Source organism: Neisseria sp. 20925_1_37 (assembly GCF_041433255.1).
Taxonomy (GTDB): domain Bacteria; phylum Pseudomonadota; class Gammaproteobacteria; order Burkholderiales; family Neisseriaceae; genus Neisseria; species Neisseria flavescens_D.
Genome location: NZ_JAPWBC010000001.1, coordinates 100286 through 122347, shown reverse-complemented (window position 1 = coordinate 122347; position 22062 = coordinate 100286). Strand labels below are relative to the sequence as shown.

Below are 22062 nucleotides of genomic sequence, written 5' to 3'. Positions count from 1 at the left end.
ACACCTCAAATCTTGCTTTGTGCCACATGGGCAATCAAATCGTTTGCCGCTTGATGCACCACTTCGATAAACGCTTGCGGATACAGACCCATGCCCAAAACAGCAACCGCCAAAATTGCCAAAATCGCAAATTCGCGGCAATTGATGTCTTTCATTTCGGCAACGTGCGGATTGTGGATCGCACCAAAAATAACGCGTTTGTACATCCACAGGGTATAAGATGCACCGTAAATCAGGGTCATAGCAGCCAACGCGCCTACCCAGAAATTCACTTTAACCGCACCCATAATCACCATAAACTCGCCCACGAAGCCGGAAGTCGCAGGCAGACCGGCATTGGCCATACCGAACAACATCATAAACGCCGCAAACTTAGGCATTACATTGACCACGCCGCCATAATCGGCAATATTGCGGGTATGCAGGCGGTCGTACATCACGCCGATACACATAAACATCGCGGCGGACACAAAACCGTGGGAAATCATTTGAATGATTGCACCTTTCAATGCCCAGTCATTCAATTGGCCGTTCACAAACAAGAACATGCCCAAAGTGACAAAACCCATGTGGCTGATGGAAGAGTATGCCACCAGTTTTTTCATATCGGTTTGCACCAAAGCCACCATACCGATGTAAATCACGGCAATCAGGCTCAATACGATGATCACAGGGGCAAAATAGCGTGCCGCATCCGGCATAATCGGCAGGATAAAGCGCAAGAAACCATATGCACCCAGCTTCAGCGTAATGGCAGCCAACACCATCGAACCGCCGGTCGGCGCTTCAACGTGGGCATCCGGCAACCAAGTGTGCACAGGGAACATCGGCACTTTTACGGCGAATGACAAGAAGAACGCCGCAAACAAAAGCTGTTGCACGCCCAACGGAATCTGTTTGATGTTTTGGAAATCGACAATAGAGAAGCTGTTTGTCTGATAGTGCAGGTAAACCATGGCAACCAGCATCAAGAGCGAACCCATCAGCGTATAGAGGAACAGCTTGACCGACGCATAGACGCGGCGCGGACCGCCCCATACACCGATAATCAGGTACAGCGGAATCAGCATACCCTCGAAGAACACATAAAACAGAATCGCATCCTGCGCGGCAAACGCGCCATTAATCAAACCCGACATCATCAGGAATGCCGCCATATACTGCGCCGGACGTTTCTGAATGACTTCCCAACCGGCCAATACCACCAACAGCGTAATAAACGCATTCAAGATGATAAAGAGCACTGAAATACCGTCTACACCCAATTGGTAGTTGATTTTCAGAAGCGGAATCCACTCGTGGAACTCGGTAAACTGATAGCCTCCGCTCAAACGGTCGAAACCGGTAAACAGGGGCAGCGTTACCAAGAAACCGGCAAGCGCACCCATGAAGGCAAGCACACGCGCCAGCGGCGCACGGCTGTCCTTACCGGTCGCCAAAACCAGCACACCTGCGGCGATGGGTATCCATATTGCCAAGCTGAGTAGGTAGTTGGAAAACATAGTGGTTAACCTGTGGTTAAAATAAAAATGTGTTTATGTGGATATTTCTTCGTTTCAGACGGCCTGAAGGTTTAAGGCCGTCTGAAACCTTATTCTTATCGGAACAATCCCCAGAAGGTCATGCCGAGCAGTACCAATACGCCAAATACCATAGCGGCGGCGTAGGTGTAGATAAAGCCGGTTTGGGCTTTACGCACTTGCGCGGCAATCGCGCCGACCAGTTTGGCAGAGCCGTTGACGATACCGTTGTCGATAATGGCGGTATCGCCGACTTTCCAGAAGAAAGTACCCAATGCGCGTGTGCCTTTAGCGAAGACGTTGAAATACAGGGCGTCGAGGTAGTATTTGTTTTCAAACAAAACGTAAATCGGACGGAACGCCTGTGCAATTTTCGCAGGCAGGTGCGGCAGTTTGACGTACAGAAGCCATGCGCTCAAGACACCTGCGATAGCGAGGTAGAGTACAGGCGAATGCAGGCTGTGCGACACCATTGCCAATGCGCCGTGGAACTCTTCCTTCATGATGTACATGGTCGGATGCGCGTCGGCATTGACGAAAATCACATCTTTGAAGAAATCGCCGTAAAGCATAGGCTCGATGGCAACATAGCCGATGATGACGGACGGAATGGCAAGCAAAATCAAAGGCAGGGTAACGACCAGCGGGCTTTCGTGCGGATTGTCGTTTTTACCCAAGCCGTGATGCTCTTCGCCATGATGATCGTCATGATGTTCAGGCAGGCTGCGCCATTTTTCTTCGCCGTGGAACACCATAAAGTATTGGCGGAACGCGTAAAACGCGGTAACGAACACGCTGGCGAGGACGGCAAAATAGGCAAAGCCGCTGCCCGGCAGGGTGCTGTATTTCGCTGCTTCGATAATCGAATCTTTGGAATAGAAGCCGGAGAAGAACGGCGTACCGATCAGCGACAAGTTACCGATCAGCATGGTCAGCCAAGTAATCGGCATGTATTTTTTCAGGTTACCCATGTGGCGCATATCTTGGTCGTGGTGCATACCGATAATCGCGCTACCTGCGGCCAAGAACAACAAGGCTTTAAAGAAAGCGTGGGTCATCACATGGAACATCGCCACGGAATAGGCGGACGCACCTAGAGCCACGGTCATGTAGCCCAGTTGCGACAGGGTAGAATACGCAACCACACGTTTAATGTCGTTTTGAATCACGCCCAAGAAACCCATAAACAGGGCAGTAATCGCACCGATTACCATGATGACAGACAGCGCAGTGCTGCTCATCTCATAAATCGGCGACATACGCGATACCATGAACAAACCAGCGGTAACCATGGTTGCGGCGTGAATCAATGCAGAAATCGGAGTCGGGCCTTCCATCGAATCAGGCAGCCAGACATGCAGCGGGAATTGTGCAGATTTACCCATCGCACCGACAAACAGGAGTAAACAGGTTACAGTAATCAAAGACCATTCCACACCGGGGAACAGTTGGATAGTGGCCGTCTGAACATTAGGCAGATAAGCGAATACATCTTGATAGCGCAGGCTGCCGCCGAAATAGGCAAGCACCAAGCCGATACCGAGCAAAAAGCCGAAGTCGCCGACACGGTTGATCAAAAAGGCTTTCAGGTTGGCAAATGTTGCGCTTGGACGTTTGAAATAGAAACCGATCAAAAGGTACGACACCAAGCCCACAGCCTCCCAGCCGAAGAAGAGCTGGATGAAGTTGTTGCTCATAATCAGCATCAACATGCTGAAAGTAAACAAAGAAATATAGCTGAAGAAGCGTTGGTAGCCGACTTTTTCATCGTGCATATAACCGATGGTATAGATATGTACCATCAACGATACGCCGGTGACCACGACCATCATCATCGCCGTCATCGTATCGACCAAGAAGCCGACGGAGAAATCCAAGCCGCCCATTGTCAGCCAGGTATAGACGTTTTCGTCAAACTTGGCACGGCTGCCATTGAGGAATCCCCACAGCACATAAGCCGACAGCACGGCAGACACCGCTACGCCGAGTATCGTCACAGTATGCGCGCCGGCACGTCCGATTTTGTTGCCAAACAAACCCGCAATCAGCGAGCCTGCCAACGGAACAAGGGCAATTATCAAATATAAAGTCATATCGTTCATGATTACCCTTTCAACTCGTCCAAATCAGCAACATTAATCGTTTGTCGGTTGCGGTACACCAGCACCATAATCGCTAAACCGATGGCAGATTCGGCAGCGGCAACGGTCAGTACGAAGAATACGAAAATCTGTCCGGCAGTATCGCCCAAATATTGCGAGAAGGCGATAAAGTTGAAGTTCACCGCCAAAAGCATCAGCTCGATGGACATCAGCAATACCAGCACGTTTTTGCGGTTCATAAAGATACCCATTGCGCTGATACCGAACAGGAGCGCACCCAATACCAGATAATGCGTCAAGGTAATCATGCTTTGCCCTCCCCTTCCGGCTTGAGGCCGTCTGAAACTTCGCTTTCTTCGGCAGATTCGACTTGCGGTTTGACCGCTTCCATTTTCACCAGACGCATACGGCCTTGATCGGCGCGTACTTTAACTTGGTCGGCAGGATCCATACGTTTCGGATTGGTGGTTTTACGGTGAACCAGCGCAATCGCGGCCACCATACCCAACAGCAGCAATACCGCCGCCAATTCAAACGGCAACAAGTAGTCGGTATAAATACGGCTGCCCAAATCGCGGATATTGTTGTAATCGGCGGGAATGTCTTTCATCAGACCAAATGCGGCCAGATCGGTTTTCGGATTGACCAAAATCAGGATCAGGGCAACCGCCAACAATGTGCCGACCACACCGGCAACAGGCGCATGACGCCAGAAACCGGCGCGCATTTCTTCGATGTCGATGTTCAACATCATCACAACGAACAGGAACAACACCATCACGGCGCCGACGTAAACCACCACCAGCGTCACGCCCAAAAATTCGGCCTGCATCAGCATCCAAAGCATCGCGCTCACGCAGAAGGTCAGCACCAGATGCAAAGCGGCGTGCACGGGGTTTTTAGCGGTAACGGTACGAACCGCACCGTACAAAACGATGGCGGCAAGGATATAGAACAGAATCGCGGAAAAAGTCATTCGTCTGCTCCTTAACGATACGGCGCGTCAGCGGCTTTGCGTTTGGCAATTTCGGGTTCGTATTTGTCGCCAATAGCCAAAAGAATCGGCTTGGTCATGTGCAAGTCGCCTTTTTTCTCGCCGTGGTATTCGAAAATATGGGTTTCCACAATCGCATCGGTCGGGCAGGCCTCTTCGCAGAAACCGCAGAAGATGCACTTGGTCAGGTCGATGTCGTAACGCTTGGTGCGGCGCGTGCCGTCTTCGCGTTCTTCCGATTCTATGTTAATCGCCATTGCCGGACACACCGCCTCACACAATTTGCACGCAATACAGCGCTCTTCGCCGTTCGGATAACGACGTTGCGCGTGCAGGCCGCGGAAACGCACGGATTGCGGCGTTTTCTCTTCGGGAAAATAAATTGTGTCTTTGCGGGCAAAAAAGTTTTTGAGCGTTACGCCCATGCCTTTCACCAATTCGCCCAGCAGGAAGGTTTTTACTAAATTAGCCATTTTCGGATGCTCTTTTCGGATTGTTCTGTTTACAGGCCGTCTAAAAGCGGTTTTTTTAACCTGCCGCGCCCACCATTTCTAAAAACTCGGCTTCGGTCAGCTTCGGGGTATCGTTGGCCAAGTCATAATACGGAGCTTTGCAATCAATAAAGATTTGTGAGGTAGTTTCAAAGCCCGCGTTGTCGGCAAACAGCCCGGCGTTGATGTAATAATCGTTGCCAACCTGCACAAACAGGTGTGTGCCGCAGTGTTTGCAAAAACAGCGTTGCGCCCATTCGGACGACTGATAATGCGCGATGTGCTCGCTGCCTGTGATTTCGGGCGACCGGGCGGCCAAAGTAAAAGACGCGCCGCTGCCCCATGTGCGGCATTTCCCGCAATGGCAGGCGTGGAGTTCGCGGTTTTCGGCGGTTTCCAGTGATACTGCGCCGCACAGGCATTGAGCTTTCATCGGTTTCTCTCGGTTTGAAACGGTTAAAAATTTGGGGTTCAGGCTACCTGAAAACTTTCAGACGGCCTCCCTGCCCTATTTCCATAAATTCAGCGGTGAAATCATCCACACGCCCAAAATCACGATGTAGGCGAAGCCGATCGGAATCAGCACTTTCCAGCCCAAACGCATGATTTGGTCGTAACGGTAGCGTGGGAAGGTTGCACGGATCCACAGATACCAGTACAAAACCGCCGCCATTTTCACGAACATCCAGAATGCAGAAGGCGTACCGATAAAGCCCCAGCTTTGCGGGAACGGAGACAACCAGCCGCCAAGGAACATCAGCGATGTCAGCGCGGCAATCAGAATCATGAAAATGTATTCGGCAAGGAAGAACAGTGCGAATGCGAAGCCGGAGTATTCAACGTGGTGACCGGCAACGATTTCGGACTCACCCTCTGCTACGTCAAACGGCGCGCGGTTGGTTTCGGCAACGGCGGAAATCAGATAGACGATGAAGATGGGGAAGAGCGGCAGCCAGTTCCAAGAGAATACCGAACCGCCGGCAATACCTTTGGCTTGAGCGGCAACGATGTCGGAGAAGTTCATGCTGCCCGACACCATCACGACGCACACCAGCGCGGCACTCATGGCAATCTCGTAGGAAATGCTTTGCGCGGAAGCACGCATTGCGCCCAAGAACGAATATTTGGAATTGGAAGCCCAGCCCGCGATGATCACGCCGTAAACCGACAGCGAGGTAATCATCAGGATGTACAAAAGGCCGATATTGATGTTGGTCAGCACCCATTCTTCGTTGAACGGAATCACTGCCCACGCCGCGAAAGACGGGGCGAGCGACATAATCGGGCCGATATAGAATAGGGCTTTGTTTGACAGCTTCGGACGGGTTACCTCTTTAAACAAGAGTTTGAACACGTCGGCAAACGGCTGGATCAGACCCCACGGGCCAGTTACGTTCGGGCCGACACGAAGCTGCATAAAGCCGATGACTTTACGTTCGAAATACGTCAGGTAGGCAACGGTCAGAATCAGCGGAATCAGGATAATCACGATTTTGACGATGACGGATACCACCAAGCCTACGGTGATACCCAAATCGCCCAGACCGAGCGTTGCGGCAAAGAGGTTTTGGAACCATTCTTGCATGATCAAGCTCCCGCCAGTTCAATAGTATCCATCAACGCACCCAGCGCGGCATTTTCGGTATGCAGCGGCAGATGCACCACGTTTTCAGGCAAACCGGCATCGGCTTTGACGGCAACCGATACGCTTGCGCCGTTTTGTTTGGCGACAGCGGTTTGTCCATCTTGCAGGCCCAAGCGTGCCAATGTGTTTGGATTTACACGCGCGGCAGGCACGGCGGCATGGCTGGTTTCTTGCAACGGTGCGGAACGGCGCACGATAGAATCAGTGTGATAAATACCGACGCCGCCGACACGGACGAGGCGTTCTGAGGCCGTCTGAACACCCTCCCCTGTCCATGTGCTGCGGTTATCCAGTTTGGGCGGCAGGCTTTCCGCATCCAGCGCATCTTTCAAAATCGCAACGGTATCGTGGTATTCAAAACCTTTTAGGTCAAACAGGTTGCCCAATACGCGCAATACTTTCCACATCGGACGCGAATCGCCGAAGCCTTGTACCACGCCGTGGAAAGATTGCAGACGGCCTTCCATATTGATGAAGCTGCCTGATGTTTCGGTAAACGGCGCAATCGGCAACAATACGTCGCACACGTCCAGCAGCGTTTCGCTGACAAACGGTGTAAACGCCATCACGCTTTTCGCCTGTTTCAACGCGGCTACGGCTTTTGCACCGTCAACCGTATCGATTTCAGGCTCGACATTGAGCAGCAAGACTGCCTGTTTCGGCGCATTTGCCATTTCGGCAACGCTCTCGCCGGAGTTTACATTCAAGACATCCGCACCAACGCTGTTGGCGGCTTGCGGCAGAATGCCCAGCACCGCGCCGGTCGCGTCCGCCAGCTCTTGCGCGGCTGCATAAATCGCGGCGTAATCGGGATGGTTTTGCACTTCCGCGCCCAAAATCACCGCTGCTTTTTCAGCGTTTTTCAGGCTGGCGGTAACGGCGTGTTCCGCATTGGCAGACAGGTTTTTCAGACGGCCTGCCCACTCGTCGGGATGTGCGGCTTCTTGAGACAGAAGCGGCATAAACAATTCTTCTTTACTGCTGGCCAATACGCTCAAGGCCATACGGTCTTTGGCGGCGCGGCGCAGGCGGGCGGTCAGGAGCGGCTGCTCTTTGCGCAAGTTCGCGCCGACTACCAATACGGCATCGTTGTCAGCCAAAGATTCAATGCTTTGTCCCAACCATTGCGCACCTTTAAGGCCGTCTGAAAGACGTTTGTCTTGTTGGCGCAAACGGGTTGCAAAGTTTTTAACACCCAAACCATTGGCAAGCTTTTTGGCCAGATACAGCTCTTCAACCGTATTCATCGGATTGGCCCAAACGCCGACTTGGTTTTGGTTGCCGTCTTTGGCGATACATTCAATCGCGCTGCGGACATATTCCAACGCGGTTTTCCAATCCACGTCCATCCACTCGCCGCCCTGTTTGATTTTCGGGTTTTTCAGACGGCTTTCGTGATACAGGCCTTCGTAGGCAAAACGGTCGCGGTCGGACAGCCAGCATTCGTTGATGGCTTCGTTTTCCAACGGCAACACGCGGCGGACGGTATGGTCTTTGGTTTGCACAATCAGGTTGCTGCCCAAAGCATCATGGGCGGAAACGGATTTACGGCGGTTCAATTCCCAAGTACGCGCGTTGAAGCGGAACGGTTTGCTGGTCAATGCGCCGACAGGACACAAATCGATGACGTTGCCTGACAATTCGGTTTCCACTGCTTTTCCGATAAAAGGCATGATCTCGGAATGTTCGCCACGGTTGGCCATAGCGATTTCTTGCACGCCGGCGATTTCTTCAGTGAAACGAACGCAACGGGTACAGTGGATACAACGGCTCATTTCCTCGGCGGAAATCAAAGGACCCATGTCTTTGCCGATGACAGAACGTTTTTCTTCGGTATAACGGCTGGTATTTTTGCCGTAGCCCATCGCCAAATCCTGCAACTGGCATTCGCCGCCTTGGTCGCAGGTCGGACAATCAAGCGGATGGTTGATGAGCAGGAACTCCATCACGCCTTCTTGCGCCTCTCGGGCTTTTGCCGAATGCGTACGCACAATCATGCCGTCTGTAACCGGCGTGGCACAGGCGGGCAGAGGTTTGGGGGCTTTTTCCACGTCCACCAAACACATACGGCAGTTGGCGGCGATGGAAAGTTTTTTGTGGTAACAGAAATGCGGGATATAAGTACCGAGCTTGTGCGCGGCTTCAATCACCGTCGCGCCCTGCTCCACAGATACCTGTTTGCCGTCGATTTCGATTTGTAACATGGTTCGTTCCTAGTTACGGGTATTTAATAAATAATTCTTTTAGAGGCCGTCTGAAAACTTAGCACCACTTATTCGGTTTCATCGGTCCGCCGTGTTCGATGTAATGCACAAACTCATCACGGAAATGCTTGGTAAAGCTGCGGACTGGGAAGACGGCGGCATCGGCAAGGGCGCAGATGGTGCGGCCTGCCATTTGGTTACCGATAGAATCCAACAGATCCAAGTCTTCCATGCGGCCTTTTCCTTCTACGATGCGGTGGACGATGCGGTAGAGCCAGCCCGTACCTTCTCGGCAAGGCGTACATTGACCGCAAGACTCGTCGTAGTAGAAGTAGCTCAGGCGCTCAAGGGCTTTGACCATGCACACGTCTTCGTCCATGACGATAATCGCGCCGGAGCCCAGCATCGAGCCGGCTTTGGAAATCGAGTCATAGTCCATATTGGTCTGCATCATGATATCGGCAGGCAAAACTGGCGCGGACGAACCGCCGGGAATGACGGCTTTAAGTTTTTTACCGCCACGCATACCGCCCGCCATTTTCAAGACTTCGGCAAACGGCGTACCCAATGGCACTTCATAGTTGCCCGGACGCTCGACATGACCGGAAATACAGAACAATTTGGTACCACCTGCATTCGGAATACCTTTATCGGCAAATGCCTGTCCGCCGTCACGGATAATGAAGGGGACGGAGGAGAACGTTTCGGTATTGTTGATGGTAGTCGGTTTGCCGTACAGGCCGAACGAAGCAGGGAATGGCGGTTTAAAGCGAGGCTGGCCTTTTTTTCCTTCCAACGACTCGAGCAATGCGGTTTCTTCGCCGCAAATATATGCGCCGTAGCCGTGGTGGGCGAAGAGTTCAAATTCAAAATCCGAACCCAAAATATTTTTACCCAAAAAGCCTGCGGCACGCGCCTGCTCCAAAGCAGCTTCAAAACGTTGGTAACCTTCGAAAATTTCGCCGTGGATGTAGTTGTAGCCGGCTTTCGCACCCATCGCGTAACCGGCAATAATCATGCCTTCAATCAGGGCATGAGGATTGAACATGATGATGTCGCGGTCTTTAAATGTACCCGGCTCGCCTTCGTCGGTGTTACAAACCACATATTTTTCGCCCGGGAAGGAACGGGGCATAAAGCTCCATTTTAAACCGGTCGGGAAGCCCGCACCGCCACGACCGCGCAAGCCAGAGGTTTTGACTTCGTCAATCACATCGGTTTGCGAGATGTTTTCGGACAGGATTTTACGCAGGGCGGTATAACCGCCACGTTTGACGTATTCGTCCAATGTCCAGCAATCGGGATTGGCGGTATCCACTTGGTCAAAAATCACGCCTGATTGGTAAATAGCCATTTTTGGTGTGCCTGTTCGTTTTCGTATCGGTTGCAGCCGTTGTTTTCAGACGGCCTTTTATTTCAGTTCGGCAAGTTTCTTGTCAATCGCTTCTGCGGTCATAAAGCTGCACATGCTGTGGTTGTTGACCAGCATGACCGGAGCGTCGCCACATGCGCCCATACATTCGCCTTCGACAAGGGTAAATTTGCCGTCGGGCGTGGTTTCGCCGTAGCCGATACCGAGTTTTTGTTTGAGGTATTCGCCGGTTGCCATACCGCCGCGCAGGGCGCAGGGCAGGTTGGTACAAACGGTCAGTTTGTATTTGCCGACAGGCTCAAGGTCGTACATATTGTAGAAAGTAGCGACTTCGTAGGCTTGTGCAGGCGAGATGCCGATATAGTCTGCGACAAAAGCGATGGTCTCAGGAGCAAGCCAGCCTTTTTCGGTTTGGGCAATACGCAATGCGCCCATGATGGCGGAGCGACGTTGGTCGGCAGGATATTTTGCCAACTCGATGTCAATTTGTTTTAAAGATTCTGCGGATAACATTATCGGTCAACCTCCCCGAATACGATGTCCTGCGTACCGATGATGGCAACAACGTCGGCCAGCATGTGGCCTTTTGCCATTTCGTCCATGCCTTGCAGGTGGGCGAAGCCGGGTGCGCGGATTTTCAGGCGGTAGGGTTTGTTTGCGCCGTCTGAAATGATGTAAACGCCGAACTCGCCTTTCGGATGTTCGACAGCGGTGTAGGTCTCGCCCTCGGGAACGTGCATACCCTCGGTAAAGAGTTTGAAATGGTGAATCAGGTCTTCCATACCTGTTTTCATTTCGGTACGTTTGGACGGAGCGAATTTGTGGTTTGTGGTAATGACCGGACCCGGATTGACACGCAACCACTCGGAACATTGTTTGATGATGCGTACGGATTGACGCATTTCTTCCATACGGCAGAGGTAGCGGTCGTAGCAGTCGCCGTTGACACCGACGGGGATGTCGAAATCCATTTTGTCGTACACTTCGTAAGGCTGTGTCTTACGCACGTCCCATTCCACGCCAGAACCGCGCAACATAACGCCGGTAAAGCCTTTCTGCATGGCGCGCTCAGGAGTGACAACGCCGATGCCGACGGTACGCTGTTTCCAAATACGGTTGTCGGTCAGGAGGGTTTCGAGTGTATCGATGTTTTTCGGAAAACGCTCGCAGAAGGCGTCGATAAAGTCGAGCATGGTGCCTTCGCGGGATTCGTTAAGCTGCTTCAATACTTTGGCGTTGCGGAATTTGCTGCTCTCGTATTTGGGCATGAAGTCGGGCAGGTCGCGGTAAACGCCGCCGGGACGGAAGTAGGCGGCGTGCATACGCGCACCGGAAACGGCTTCGTACAAATCCATCAGCTCTTCGCGGTCGCGGAAGGCGTAAAGGATGGCGGTCATCGCGCCGATGTCGAAGGCGTGCGAACCGATGCCCATCAAGTGATTGAGGATGCGCGTTACTTCGGCAAACATCACGCGGATGTATTGGGCGCGGATAGGCACATCGATACCGGCAAGTTTTTCTACTGCCAAGCAATACGCCTGCTCGTTGACCATCATGGAAACATAGTCCAAGCGGTCCATATAGGGCAGGGCTTGCAGATAGGTTTTGGTTTCAGCCAGTTTTTCAGTACCACGGTGCAAGAGGCCGATATGCGGGTCGGCACGGACAATGGTTTCGCCCTCCAACTCCAAAATCATACGCAATACGCCGTGCGCCGCAGGGTGTTGCGGGCCGAAGTTGATGGTGTAGTTTCTTAATTTATTGGCCACCGTAGTTCTCCTCACGGACGATACGCGGCGTGATTTCGCGCGGCTCGATGGTAACAGGTTGGTAAATCACGCGTTTTTGCTCTTCGTCGTAACGCATTTCCACATAGCCGGAAATTGGGAAGTCTTTGCGGAACGGATGTCCAACGAAGCCGTAATCGGTCAGGATGCGGCGCAGGTCGGGATGGTTGTTGAACATGATGCCGTACATATCGAAGGCTTCGCGTTCGTACCAATCCGCGCTGTTGTAAATATCGACTACGGATTCGACTACGGGGAAGTCGTCGTCTGAAACCCAGACGCGTACGCGGATGCGTTGATTGTTTTTAACGGAAAGCAGCTGACTGACGACGGCAAAGCGTTTGCCCTGCCATACTTCGTTTTTGTAAGTGCTGTAATCGACACCGCACAAGTCGACCAGAAGCTCGAAATGCAACTCTTCATGGTCGCGCAATGCGGTCATGACTGAAATATAGTGTTCGGGCAGACACTCGACGGTAATCTCGCCCAAAGCCGAAATGACTTTGCTTGCCTGATCGCCCAGTACGCCGACGACGGTCTCGTATAAGTTTTGAATGCTTGCCATATCGTCCTCTCCTTACTCGTCACGCGCGATGGTGGAAGTGCGCTTGATTTTTTGTTGGAGCTGAATCAGGCCGTAAATCAGGGCTTCCGCAGTCGGCGGACAACCCGGCACATAAACGTCTACCGGCACGACGCGGTCGGCACCGCGCACAACGGAATAAGAATAGTGGTAATAGCCGCCGCCGTTGGCACACGAACCCATAGACAATACCCAGCGCGGCTCGGCAAGCTGGTCGTATACGCGGCGCAGGGCTGGCGCCATTTTGTTGGTCAACGTACCTGCCACAATCATCAGGTCGGCCTGACGGGGCGACGGACGGAAAATGATACCGAAACGGTCAAGGTCATAACGCGCCATACCTGCATGCATCATTTCCACGGCGCAGCAGGCCAAGCCGAAAGTAACCGGCCACAATGAACCGGTACGCATATAGTTCAACACCGTATCCGCGCTAGTGGTGATGAAACCTTTTTTTAAAACGCCTTCTATTCCCATTCCAGCGCACCTTTTTTCCATTCGTAAACAAAGCCTACCGTCAAAACGACGATAAACACCAGCATAGACCAGAAGCCGTATGTACCCAATTCTTTAAATACCACTGCCCACGGCAACATGAACGCGACCTCCAAATCAAACAGGATAAAGAGGATGGCGACGAGGTAATAACGTACGTCGAACTTCATCCTTGCGTTTTCAAAAGCTTCGAAACCGCATTCGTAAGGCGCATCTTTCTCGGCGTAGTGGTGTTTCGGACCCAAAATCGTGCCGAGCAGGATAAACAGCACGCCGGCCGCAAGACCGACGAGGATGAATACGAGGACGGGAAAATAACTGGCCAACATGGTCGTACCTAACTGGTTGACAGACAAATCTTAAAAATAGATTACCATTTTATCGAATTTCAAAAGCCATTTAAAGGTAAATATCAGCAAATCAGTAAAAAAACCTCAATAAATTCAATAAAGTTATGAGAACAATTCTTATTTGTATTTAATATTTCCAAATTTTAATTTCGTTTTAATCATGTATCATTTAATTCGGATTTTCCGCCTATTCGATTTATGTCCCGAATCCGCCCTCTTTCCGATTCCCAATCAAACATGAAGCCGTCTGAAATAGATTATTTTCAGACGGCCTGCGTACATCACATTATTTTAAATAGAAAAATCAATCGACACCTTTGAGCATGCGGTTCAATACCGGGGTAAGTACCAACAGGATACCGCAGGTTACTGCGCCGATGGTGGCCAGCATCCAGTAGAAATCCAATGGCGACTGAGCATTGTAGTAGTCTTTAAACAACACTCCGCCCAAGGTAAAGCCGATGGACAATGCCAAGAAATTCAACGCAACCATTTGTGTTTTAAACATGCTCGGTGCGATTTTGGTGGAAAACGACAACGAAATCGGCGACAGCATCAATTCGCCTATCGTAATCGCCAGCAACACCAGCATAAACACGATAATCGGCATCGGGGTTCCGGATGAAATATACGGGATGAAACACAAATAAGAGACGCCGGTTACCAACATGGCCAGTGCAAACTTCAACGGTGTTTTAGGTTGGCGTTTGCCCATTTTCGTCCACACCGCCGCCATCACGCCGGAGAAGAGAACCACCCACATGGCCTGTATCGAATCTTTCCATGAAACAGGCACGGTAAAGCCGAAGAAAGTACGGTCAACCGTTTCGTCAAAATAAACCGTTGCAACGGTGTACACCTGAAACCAAACCGCCCAGAACATACAAATGGTCAAAAACAACGGAATATAGGCCATGATGTAGCGTTTATTGGCTGCCTCGACCTGACTGCTTCCCAGCAGACGTGCAAAATAAGCGATAACGGTGATAATGACCACGCCCAAAAGCCAGCGTGAAAAGTTCTCAAGATTGAGCGCACCGGAAGCAATCACGCTGCCCAACACCAAAACCAGCAACACGCCGACAGCTATTGCAGTCTGAACCTTTTCAGGACGCAACGGATTGGGAGCCGGCGTATGCGGCAGGTTTTTACGGCCGCGCGAATACCACAGCAGGCCAAACGCCATACCGACAGCCGCTGCGCCGAAACCGTAATGGAATCCCATTCTGTCTTGCAAAATACCGGTCAACAAAGGGCCTAAGAAACCACCGATATTGATGGAAATATAGAAAATGGAGAAACCGGCATCACGCAATTCGCGCAGGTCGTCCCGTTCATACAAAGAGCCAACCATCGAACCGGCAGACGATTTCACGCCGCCGCTGCCCAGCGCGATAAACACCAAGCCCAACAGCAATCCCATCAAGCCCGGCACAATCGCCAATAAAATATGGCCGGTCATCACGACGATACCGGCAATAAACAGGGTACGTTCCGCGCCCCAAATGCGGTCGGCTAACCATGCGCCGAGAATGGTGGACAGGTAAACGCTGCCGCCGTATGCGCCAACAATACCGCCGGCCAAAGCCTTATCCATACCCAAACCGCCTTGATTCGCGGCGTAATATAGATAAATCAGCAGGATGCCCTGCATACCGTAGAAGGAAAAACGTTCCCACAGCTCAATGTGGAATAGGGTGGATAATTGCAAAGGATGGCCGAAGAAAGTTTTCTCGGCAGAAGACGGCTTTTGACCGGACATTATGAGTTCTCCTATATATTAGACAGGCTCAGGCTTCAGACGGCCTGTTATACCTACCAGTCATTTTTATAGAAACTATATATTACCGCCAATCTTTGCATTTGCAAAACATGTTTTAATATTTGCAAAATAATGTTTCTTTCAAACTGAAAAATGCCGTCTGAAATCTTTCAGACGGCATTTTATGTTTTACGGTTTATACGCCTTGTTTCAGGCTGGCTTCGATGAAGCCGTCCAAGTCACCGTCCAAAACGGCTTTGGTATTGCCGACTTCGTAGCCTGTGCGCAAGTCTTTAATGCGCGAGGAGTCCAAGACGTACGAACGGATTTGGCTGCCCCAACCCACATCGGATTTGCCTTCTTCCAATGCCTGTTTCTCTTCGTTGCGTTTGCGCATTTCCAATTCGTACAGTTTGGATTTCAACATTTCCATCGCGGCCGCTTTGTTGGCGTGTTGCGAACGGTCGTTTTGACATTGAACCACGATACCGGTCGGCTCGTGGGTAATACGCACGGCGGAGTCGGTTTTGTTAATGTGCTGACCGCCGGCACCGGATGCGCGGTAAGTGTCGATACGCAAATCGGCCGGGTTGATTTCGATTTCGATGGAGTCGTCGATTTCGGGGTAAACGAACACGGACGAGAACGACGTATGGCGTTTGTTGTTGGAGTCAAACGGCGAGTAGCGAACCAAGCGGTGAACGCCGGTTTCGGTACGCAACAGGCCGTAGGCGTATTCGCCTTCCACACGGATGGTGGCGCGGTTGATGCCTGCGATTTCGCCGTCGTCTTCTTCAAGGATTTCGATTTTGAAGCCTTTGCGCTCGGCGTAGCGGCTGTACATACGGAACAGCATACCCGCCCAGTCTTCGGCTTCGGTACCGCCCGCGCCTGCGGTGATGTCGATAAAGCAGTTGTTCGGGTCGGCTGGCTGGTTGAACATTCGTTTGAATTCGAGGTCGGCCATTTGTTTTTCCAAACCGGCCACGTCTTCCTGCACGGCGGCGAAACCTTCTTCGTCGTTTTCTTCGACGGCCATTTCAATCAGCATACGGTTGTCTTCGATACCTGTGGCGATGTTGTCGAGGGTCACCACGATGCCTTCGAGGATTTTGCGCTCTTTGCCGATTTCTTGGGCGCGTTTGGGGTCGTTCCAGAGTTCCGGGTCTTCGGAGAGGCCGACGACTTCTTCAAGGCGGTCTTTTTTGCCTTGGTAGTCCATATAGACGCGGATGTCTTCGCTGCGCTTCTCCAAGTCGTTTAGGGTATTGTTAAGCTGGTTGATTACTTCGGCTTCCATGATTCTTGTGTTCTTTCAAAATTTTAGGGGCGTATTGTAAGGGATTTGCCTGTTTTTTTCCATGACTGGGCCGTCTGAAAATGTGCGGCTTAGCTTTTCAGACGGCCTCGGTTTTAAATTTTTCCATCCAAAGCCGCCAGTCGTTGTCTGTCGGCGCGTTTACAGTAATCCGACTACCGTCTTCTATGCTTTGAAAACTGAGGCTTCGCGCGTGCAACATCAGGCGTTGCGTGCCGATATGTTCGGCAACGGCATGGTTTTGGCGCAAATCGCCGTAGTTGGTATCGCCGACGATGGGGTGGAAAATGTGTTTCATATGGCGGCGGAGTTGGTGTTTGCGGCCGGTGTGCGGCGTGAGTTCGGCCCACGAATAACGCGAAGTCGGATAACGCAGGGCGGATTGGAACGGCAACTCGGTTTGCGCCAGACAGCGGTAGGCGGTTTGCGCTTCCTGCAATGTCGCTTCGGTCTGCGCTTCAGCGATTTTGTCGGGCATATATTTGAGGGCGTAATCAATCAGGCCGTCTGAAGGCAGATGACCGCGAACAATCGCCCAATAGGTTTTTTCGATGGTTTTGTTTTCAAACTGCTGCGTCAATAACCGTGCGGCTTCCGTATCGAGGGCAAACAGCAAAACGCCGGAAGTCGGGCGGTCGAGGCGGTGGACGGGATAGACGTGCTGCCCGATTTGGTCACGCAGGGTCTGCACGGCAAAACGGGTTTCATGTTTGTCTAACCAGCTTCGGTGCACCAGCATTCCGGCAGGTTTGTTGACGGCAATGGTGCGGCTGTCGCGGTGGATAATATCGAGCATGGCGGAGCAATTGAATAAAAGCAGATATTGTAACGGGCTTTTGAAAATGTGGCAGGTACACTTGCCGCCGAAACCCAACTTTCAGACGGCCTGCTCCTTTCAGGTTACAATACGGCACATAAAAACACGAAGGAAAAGCCGTGAGCCTGCTCAAAAAACTGCCCAAACCCATGCTGCCCGACGAAACACGCCGCGATATTCAGGCGCGCGAGTCGTATCATGTATTGAAAATTATTTCCGAATTTGTCGAAGCCGGCGAAGAATTGCGCGCCATTCAGCCAGCCGTCAGCATTTACGGCAGCGCGCGCACGCCCGAAAACCATCCCGATTACGCGTTCACATTACGCTTGGCACGCAAACTGTCGGATGCCGGATTTTCCGTGATTTCCGGCGGCGGACCGGGCATTATGGAAGCGGCCAACAAAGGCGCGTTTACAGGTGCAAGTCCGGCGGTGGGGCTGAATATCGTGTTGCCGCACGAGCAAAAAGCCAATCCGTATCAAGATTTGTCAATTAAATTCCAACACTTCTTCCCGCGCAAAGTCATGTTCGTCAAACACGCCGTGGCCTATGTCGTCATGCCCGGCGGTTTCGGCACGCTGGACGAATTGTTTGAAAGCCTGACTTTGGTGCAAACCGGTAAAACGCCCGACCGCCCGATTATCTTAGTGGGCAAAGCATTTTGGGCGGGACTGTTGGACTGGATACGCGAGCAGTTGCTGGGCAGAAACCTGATTTTGGAAGAGGATTTAAACCTGATCCGCGTCATCGACGACGAAGACGAAATCATCGAAGAAATCTTCGCCCATTACGAAAACCGCTTGGAAGATTTGTCCGAACACCAAAATGCTTGGTCGCTGGGACTGTAAACAACTAAGGTTTCAACTGAAAAAGGGCGGTTATCCCACCTACCCTTTGCTTCATTAATAAAGGCCGTCTGAAAATGTTTTTCAGACGGCCTTTTATCTTCTTTCAAAGCGCTTAATTGTTTTCCCACTCAACATGCTCACTCAAGAAGCCGCCGCTTTGGTGCGCCCAAAGTTTGGCGTACAGGCCTTGTTTTCCGAGCAACTCGGTGTGACTGCCTTCTTCGATGATGCGGCCTTTGTCCAAGACGATGAGGCGGTCCATCGCGGCGATGGTGGAGAGGCGGTGGGCGATGGCAATCACGGTTTTGCCTTCCATCATTTTGTCGAGGCTTTCTTGGATGGCAGCTTCGACTTCGGAGTCGAGCGCGCTGGTGGCTTCGTCAAGCAACAGAATCGGCGCGTCTTTGAGCATAACGCGGGCGATGGCGATGCGTTGGCGCTGGCCGCCGGAAAGTTTCACGCCGCGTTCGCCAACGTGTGCATCATAGCCGCGTCGGCCTTTGGCATCGCTTAAGTTAGGAATAAAACCGGTGGCCTCGGCGCGTTCCGCAGCGGAAATCATCTCGGCTTCGGTCGCATCGGGACGGCCGTAGATAATGTTGTCGCGCACGGAGCGGTGCAGCAGGGAGGTATCTTGCGTCACCAAACCGATTTGGGCGCGCAGGCTTTCTTGGGTAACGCTGTCCACGTTTTGGCCGTCGATCGAAATCGTGCCGCTTTGAGGTTCGTAAAAGCGCAGGAGCAGGTTGACGATGGTGGATTTACCCGCGCCGCTGCGACCGATCAAGCCGACTTTTTCGCCGGGTTTGATGTTCAGATTAAAGCCGTTGAGGAGTGGTTTGCCTGCTTCGTAGGAGAAATCGACGTGATCAAACTTGATTTCGCCTCGGGTGACTTTCAGCGGCAGGGCTTGCGGCTTGTCGAGGATGGTGTGGGGTTTGGACAGGGTGGCCATGCCGTCGTTGACGGTACCGATGTTTTCAAACAATCGGGCGGATTCCCACATGATGTATTGCGACAAACCGTTCACACGCAATGCCATGGCCGTGGCGGTGGCTACCGCGCCTACGCCGACTTGGCCGTGATACCAAAGCCAAATGCCCAAGGCGGTCGTACCGACGGTCAGCGAGCTGTTAACGATAAAGCTGCAGGTGTGCAGCAGCGTTGCCAAACGCATTTGGGCATGGACGGTTACCATAAACTCTTCCATCGACTGCTTGGCATAAGCGGCCTCGCGCGCGCCGTGGGAGAAAAGTTTGACGGTGGCGATATTGGAGTAGGCGTCGGTAATGCGGCCGGTCATCAGCGAGCGCGCATCGGCCTGACGCGCAGCGGTTTTGCCGAGTTTGGGAATCAGAAAGCGCATAATCATCGCGAATCCAATCATCCAGCAGATAAACGGCACGATAAGCCAGGCATCGAATGAAGACAGAATCACGCCGGAAGTGATGAAGTACACCAACACATACACAACCATATCGGCGACGGTCATCACGACATCGCGCAACGCCAGCGCGGTCTGCATGACTTTAGCGGACACGCGTCCTGCAAATTCGTCCTGATAAAAGCCCAGGCTTTGACCCAGCATCAGGCGGTGGAAATTCCAGCGCAGGCGCATGGGGAACACGCCTTGCAGGGTTTGCAGGCGTACACTGGACGCGAAAAAGGTCCAAACGGCAAAAAATGCCACCATGGCCATCATGCCGATTAATGCATGGCCTTTTTCAACAAAAAGCGTTTGCGGAGTATAAGTGCCGAGCCAGTCGACTACCTTGCCCATAAATTGGAACATCAAGGCTTCCATGATGCCGACGCCGACCGTAAACACGGCCAACACGGCGATCCATTTACGCACGCCTTCAATGTTGCTCCAAATAAACCGCCACAACCCTTTTTCTGGCGTTTTTGGGGCGGCTTCGGGATAAGGGTCGATGCGAGACTCGAACCACGAGAATATTTTTTTAATCATTGTTTTTACAAATGTGATAAGACGGTCAGGCCGTCTGAAAAGAGGTGTTCAAATACATTCAGGACTGTATTTTACGGGAAAAATCCAACTGATGACAGCGGACACCGTCAGACCGACCAAACCAATCTATCGGCTTGACCATCTAAAAATCCCTTTTCCTTTACCCAAAGCAAAGGCCGTCTGAAACTTTTCAGACGGCCTTTGTTGGATTTAGGTTAACCCTAAAATCACTCTTTACGTTGACGGCCCAAATCGGCAGCGGCAGTAAACAAAACGTCGGTGGAAGAGTTCAACGCAGTTTCTGCAGAGTCTTGAATCACACCGATAATGAAGCCGACAGCAACCACCTGCATGGCCACATCGTTGTTGATACCGAACAGGCTGCACGCCAAAGGAATCAGCAACAACGAACCACCGGCCACACCGGACGCGCCACACGCGCTGACGGTAGCCACCAGGCTCAGCAGCAGGGCAGTGGCGAAGTCAACCGTAATGCCTTGCGTGTGCGCCGCAGCCATCGCCAAAACGGTAATGGTGATTGCTGCACCGGCCATATTGATGGTTGCACCCAATGGAATGGAGATAGAGTAAGTGTCTTCGTGCAGACCCAGTTTTTTCGCCAATGCCATGTTCACAGGGATGTTGGCGGCGGAAGAACGGGTAAAGAAGGCATACACGCCGCTTTCGCGCAGGCAGGTAAACACCAGCGGGAAAGGATTGCTGCGGATTTGCGTCCACACAATAATCGGGTTGACCACCAAAGCGATAAACAGCATACAGCCGAGCAATACGGCCAACAGCTGCATATAGCCGGCAAGTGCTTCAAAACCGGTTTCCGCAATGGTAGAGGACACCAAGCCAAAAATACCCAGCGGCGCAAAACGGATAATCCATTTCACAACGGTCGAAACGGTATCGGCCAAGTCGGCCGCCACTTGACGGGTCGTATCCGAACCGTGATGGCGCAAAGCCGCGCCCAATACCAAAGCCCAAGCCAAAATGCCGATATAGTTGGCATTAGCCAGCGCGTTAATCGGGTTGGCCACCAAATTCATCAGCAGCGTTTTCAACACTTCGATAATGCCGGAAGGCGGCGCAACGGATACATCGCCTGCCGTACGCAGAATCAGCGTGGTCGGGAATGCCATACTGGCGACAACCGCCACCACAGCGGCTGCGAACGTACCAAAAATATACAAAATCAAAATCGGTTTGATGTGGGCCTGATTGCCTTTTTGGTGTTGCGCAATGGCGGCAGTCACCAAAACGAATACCAAAATCGGTGCGATAGCCTTAAGCGCACCGACAAACAGGCTGCCCAGCAGTCCTGCACTGATACCGACTTGCGGCGCAACTGCGCCCACAAGAATACCTAAAACCAAGCCGATGGCGATTTGTACCACCAGGCTGACGCTGTTGATCGCGTTTAAAAGCGGATTGCCACTTGCCATATCCGTTCCTTCAATTTAAAGATATGTTAAAAAAGTCTTACATTCTAAAATAAAAAATCATTTGTCGGCGAGGTTTTCATGCACACCTCACAAAAACAGCATTAAAGTTTAGCATTTATGACACAGTTGGCACTTTATGCCAAAAATACAGTCAAAACTGCTCAAACCCTATTTTAAAGTATGCCCATACCGTTGCTTTACTTCTCTATATCTTGCTTTCAGACGGCCTGAAATCTGCGCCATAAGGCCGAATACAAAGGCAACTTCATCAACCAAAATACAAAAACATAAATATTACAATCGTATAGAAACAAACCAAAATCCGCCCTTACGTCACATTTTGCAACATTATCG

At 51.7% G+C, this 22062-nt stretch carries 20 protein-coding genes; 1 reads left to right on the top strand and 19 read right to left on the bottom strand.

Annotation, left to right across the window (positions count from 1 at the left end; all coding sequences use genetic code 11):
* Positions 1-5: 5 nt before the first annotated feature.
* The 17 genes from O3661_RS00605 to truC all read right to left on the bottom strand — a co-directional run bounded on the left by O3661_RS00605 (position 6) and on the right by truC (position 17419).
* Positions 6-1502 carry an NADH-quinone oxidoreductase subunit M gene (locus tag O3661_RS00605; RefSeq protein WP_371491933.1) on the bottom strand — a complete coding sequence of 499 codons (1497 nt, stop codon included), beginning with the start codon at positions 1500-1502 and terminating at the stop codon, positions 6-8.
* 95 nt (positions 1503-1597) lie between these two features.
* Positions 1598-3622: an NADH-quinone oxidoreductase subunit L gene (nuoL, locus tag O3661_RS00600; RefSeq protein WP_371491932.1), complete on the bottom strand. Its 2025-nt coding sequence runs from the start codon at positions 3620-3622 to the stop codon at positions 1598-1600.
* Positions 3623-3624: 2 nt separating this feature from the next.
* A complete protein-coding gene (gene nuoK / locus O3661_RS00595) occupies positions 3625-3930 on the bottom strand; it encodes an NADH-quinone oxidoreductase subunit NuoK (protein WP_004519135.1) in 306 nt (101 codons plus the stop codon).
* On the bottom strand, positions 3927-4598 hold the full coding sequence (locus O3661_RS00590; RefSeq protein ID WP_003750564.1) for an NADH-quinone oxidoreductase subunit J: 672 nt from the start codon (positions 4596-4598) through the stop codon (positions 3927-3929). The genes nuoK and O3661_RS00590 overlap by 4 nt, the downstream gene beginning before the upstream one ends.
* Before the next feature lie 11 nt (positions 4599-4609).
* Positions 4610-5089, bottom strand: a complete 480-nt coding sequence (gene nuoI / locus O3661_RS00585) for an NADH-quinone oxidoreductase subunit NuoI (RefSeq protein ID WP_003747878.1) — start codon at positions 5087-5089, stop codon at positions 4610-4612.
* A gap of 55 nt (positions 5090-5144) precedes the next feature.
* Positions 5145-5540 carry a GFA family protein gene (locus O3661_RS00580; RefSeq protein WP_003676990.1) on the bottom strand — a complete coding sequence of 132 codons (396 nt, stop codon included), beginning with the start codon at positions 5538-5540 and terminating at the stop codon, positions 5145-5147.
* Positions 5541-5615: 75 nt separating this feature from the next.
* Positions 5616-6692: an NADH-quinone oxidoreductase subunit NuoH gene (nuoH, locus tag O3661_RS00575; RefSeq protein WP_002216340.1), complete on the bottom strand. Its 1077-nt coding sequence runs from the start codon at positions 6690-6692 to the stop codon at positions 5616-5618.
* 2 nt (positions 6693-6694) lie between these two features.
* Positions 6695-8956 carry an NADH-quinone oxidoreductase subunit NuoG gene (nuoG, locus tag O3661_RS00570; RefSeq protein WP_371491931.1) on the bottom strand — a complete coding sequence of 754 codons (2262 nt, stop codon included), beginning with the start codon at positions 8954-8956 and terminating at the stop codon, positions 6695-6697.
* 58 nt (positions 8957-9014) lie between these two features.
* Entirely contained in the window at positions 9015-10310 is a 1296-nt protein-coding gene (gene nuoF, locus O3661_RS00565) for an NADH-quinone oxidoreductase subunit NuoF (RefSeq protein ID WP_003676995.1), read from the bottom strand.
* Positions 10311-10367: 57 nt separating this feature from the next.
* Positions 10368-10841 (bottom strand): NADH-quinone oxidoreductase subunit NuoE, encoded by a 474-nt coding sequence (gene nuoE / locus O3661_RS00560; RefSeq protein ID WP_004519138.1) that lies wholly within the window; start codon positions 10839-10841, stop codon positions 10368-10370.
* Complete coding sequence (gene nuoD, locus O3661_RS00555) at positions 10841-12097, bottom strand: NADH dehydrogenase (quinone) subunit D (RefSeq protein WP_371491930.1); 1257 nt, start codon at positions 12095-12097, stop codon at positions 10841-10843. Before nuoD ends, nuoE begins: the two co-directional genes overlap by 1 nt.
* Positions 12087-12680, bottom strand: coding sequence for an NADH-quinone oxidoreductase subunit C (locus O3661_RS00550; RefSeq protein WP_002216335.1), 594 nt, complete (start codon positions 12678-12680; stop codon positions 12087-12089). The genes nuoD and O3661_RS00550 overlap by 11 nt, the downstream gene beginning before the upstream one ends.
* Positions 12681-12692: 12 nt before the next feature.
* On the bottom strand, positions 12693-13175 hold the full coding sequence (locus O3661_RS00545; RefSeq protein ID WP_002215610.1) for an NADH-quinone oxidoreductase subunit B family protein: 483 nt from the start codon (positions 13173-13175) through the stop codon (positions 12693-12695).
* Positions 13166-13522, bottom strand: coding sequence for an NADH-quinone oxidoreductase subunit A (locus O3661_RS00540; protein WP_003747867.1), 357 nt, complete (start codon positions 13520-13522; stop codon positions 13166-13168). Before O3661_RS00540 ends, O3661_RS00545 begins: the two co-directional genes overlap by 10 nt.
* A 325-nt stretch (positions 13523-13847) precedes the next feature.
* On the bottom strand, positions 13848-15305 hold the full coding sequence (locus O3661_RS00535; RefSeq protein WP_371491929.1) for an oligopeptide:H+ symporter: 1458 nt from the start codon (positions 15303-15305) through the stop codon (positions 13848-13850).
* A gap of 196 nt (positions 15306-15501) precedes the next feature.
* Positions 15502-16605 (bottom strand): peptide chain release factor 2, encoded by a 1104-nt coding sequence (prfB, locus tag O3661_RS00530; protein WP_003681666.1) that lies wholly within the window; start codon positions 16603-16605, stop codon positions 15502-15504.
* A gap of 97 nt (positions 16606-16702) precedes the next feature.
* On the bottom strand, positions 16703-17419 hold the full coding sequence (gene truC / locus O3661_RS00525) for a tRNA pseudouridine(65) synthase TruC (RefSeq protein WP_283121436.1): 717 nt from the start codon (positions 17417-17419) through the stop codon (positions 16703-16705).
* Positions 17420-17559: 140 nt separating this feature from the next.
* Here truC and O3661_RS00520 point away from each other — a divergent pair, with 140 nt between their 5' ends.
* Positions 17560-18288: a TIGR00730 family Rossman fold protein gene (locus tag O3661_RS00520; RefSeq protein ID WP_371491927.1), complete on the top strand. Its 729-nt coding sequence runs from the start codon at positions 17560-17562 to the stop codon at positions 18286-18288.
* Positions 18289-18400: 112 nt separating this feature from the next.
* Here the strand turns inward: O3661_RS00520 and O3661_RS00515 are convergent, their stop codons facing one another.
* Both O3661_RS00515 and sstT read right to left on the bottom strand, forming a co-directional pair.
* Entirely contained in the window at positions 18401-20257 is a 1857-nt protein-coding gene (locus tag O3661_RS00515; protein WP_371491925.1) for an ABC transporter ATP-binding protein, read from the bottom strand.
* 227 nt (positions 20258-20484) lie between these two features.
* Entirely contained in the window at positions 20485-21708 is a 1224-nt protein-coding gene (gene sstT, locus O3661_RS00510) for a serine/threonine transporter SstT (protein WP_371491923.1), read from the bottom strand.
* Between the last annotated feature and the right edge of the window lie 354 nt (positions 21709-22062).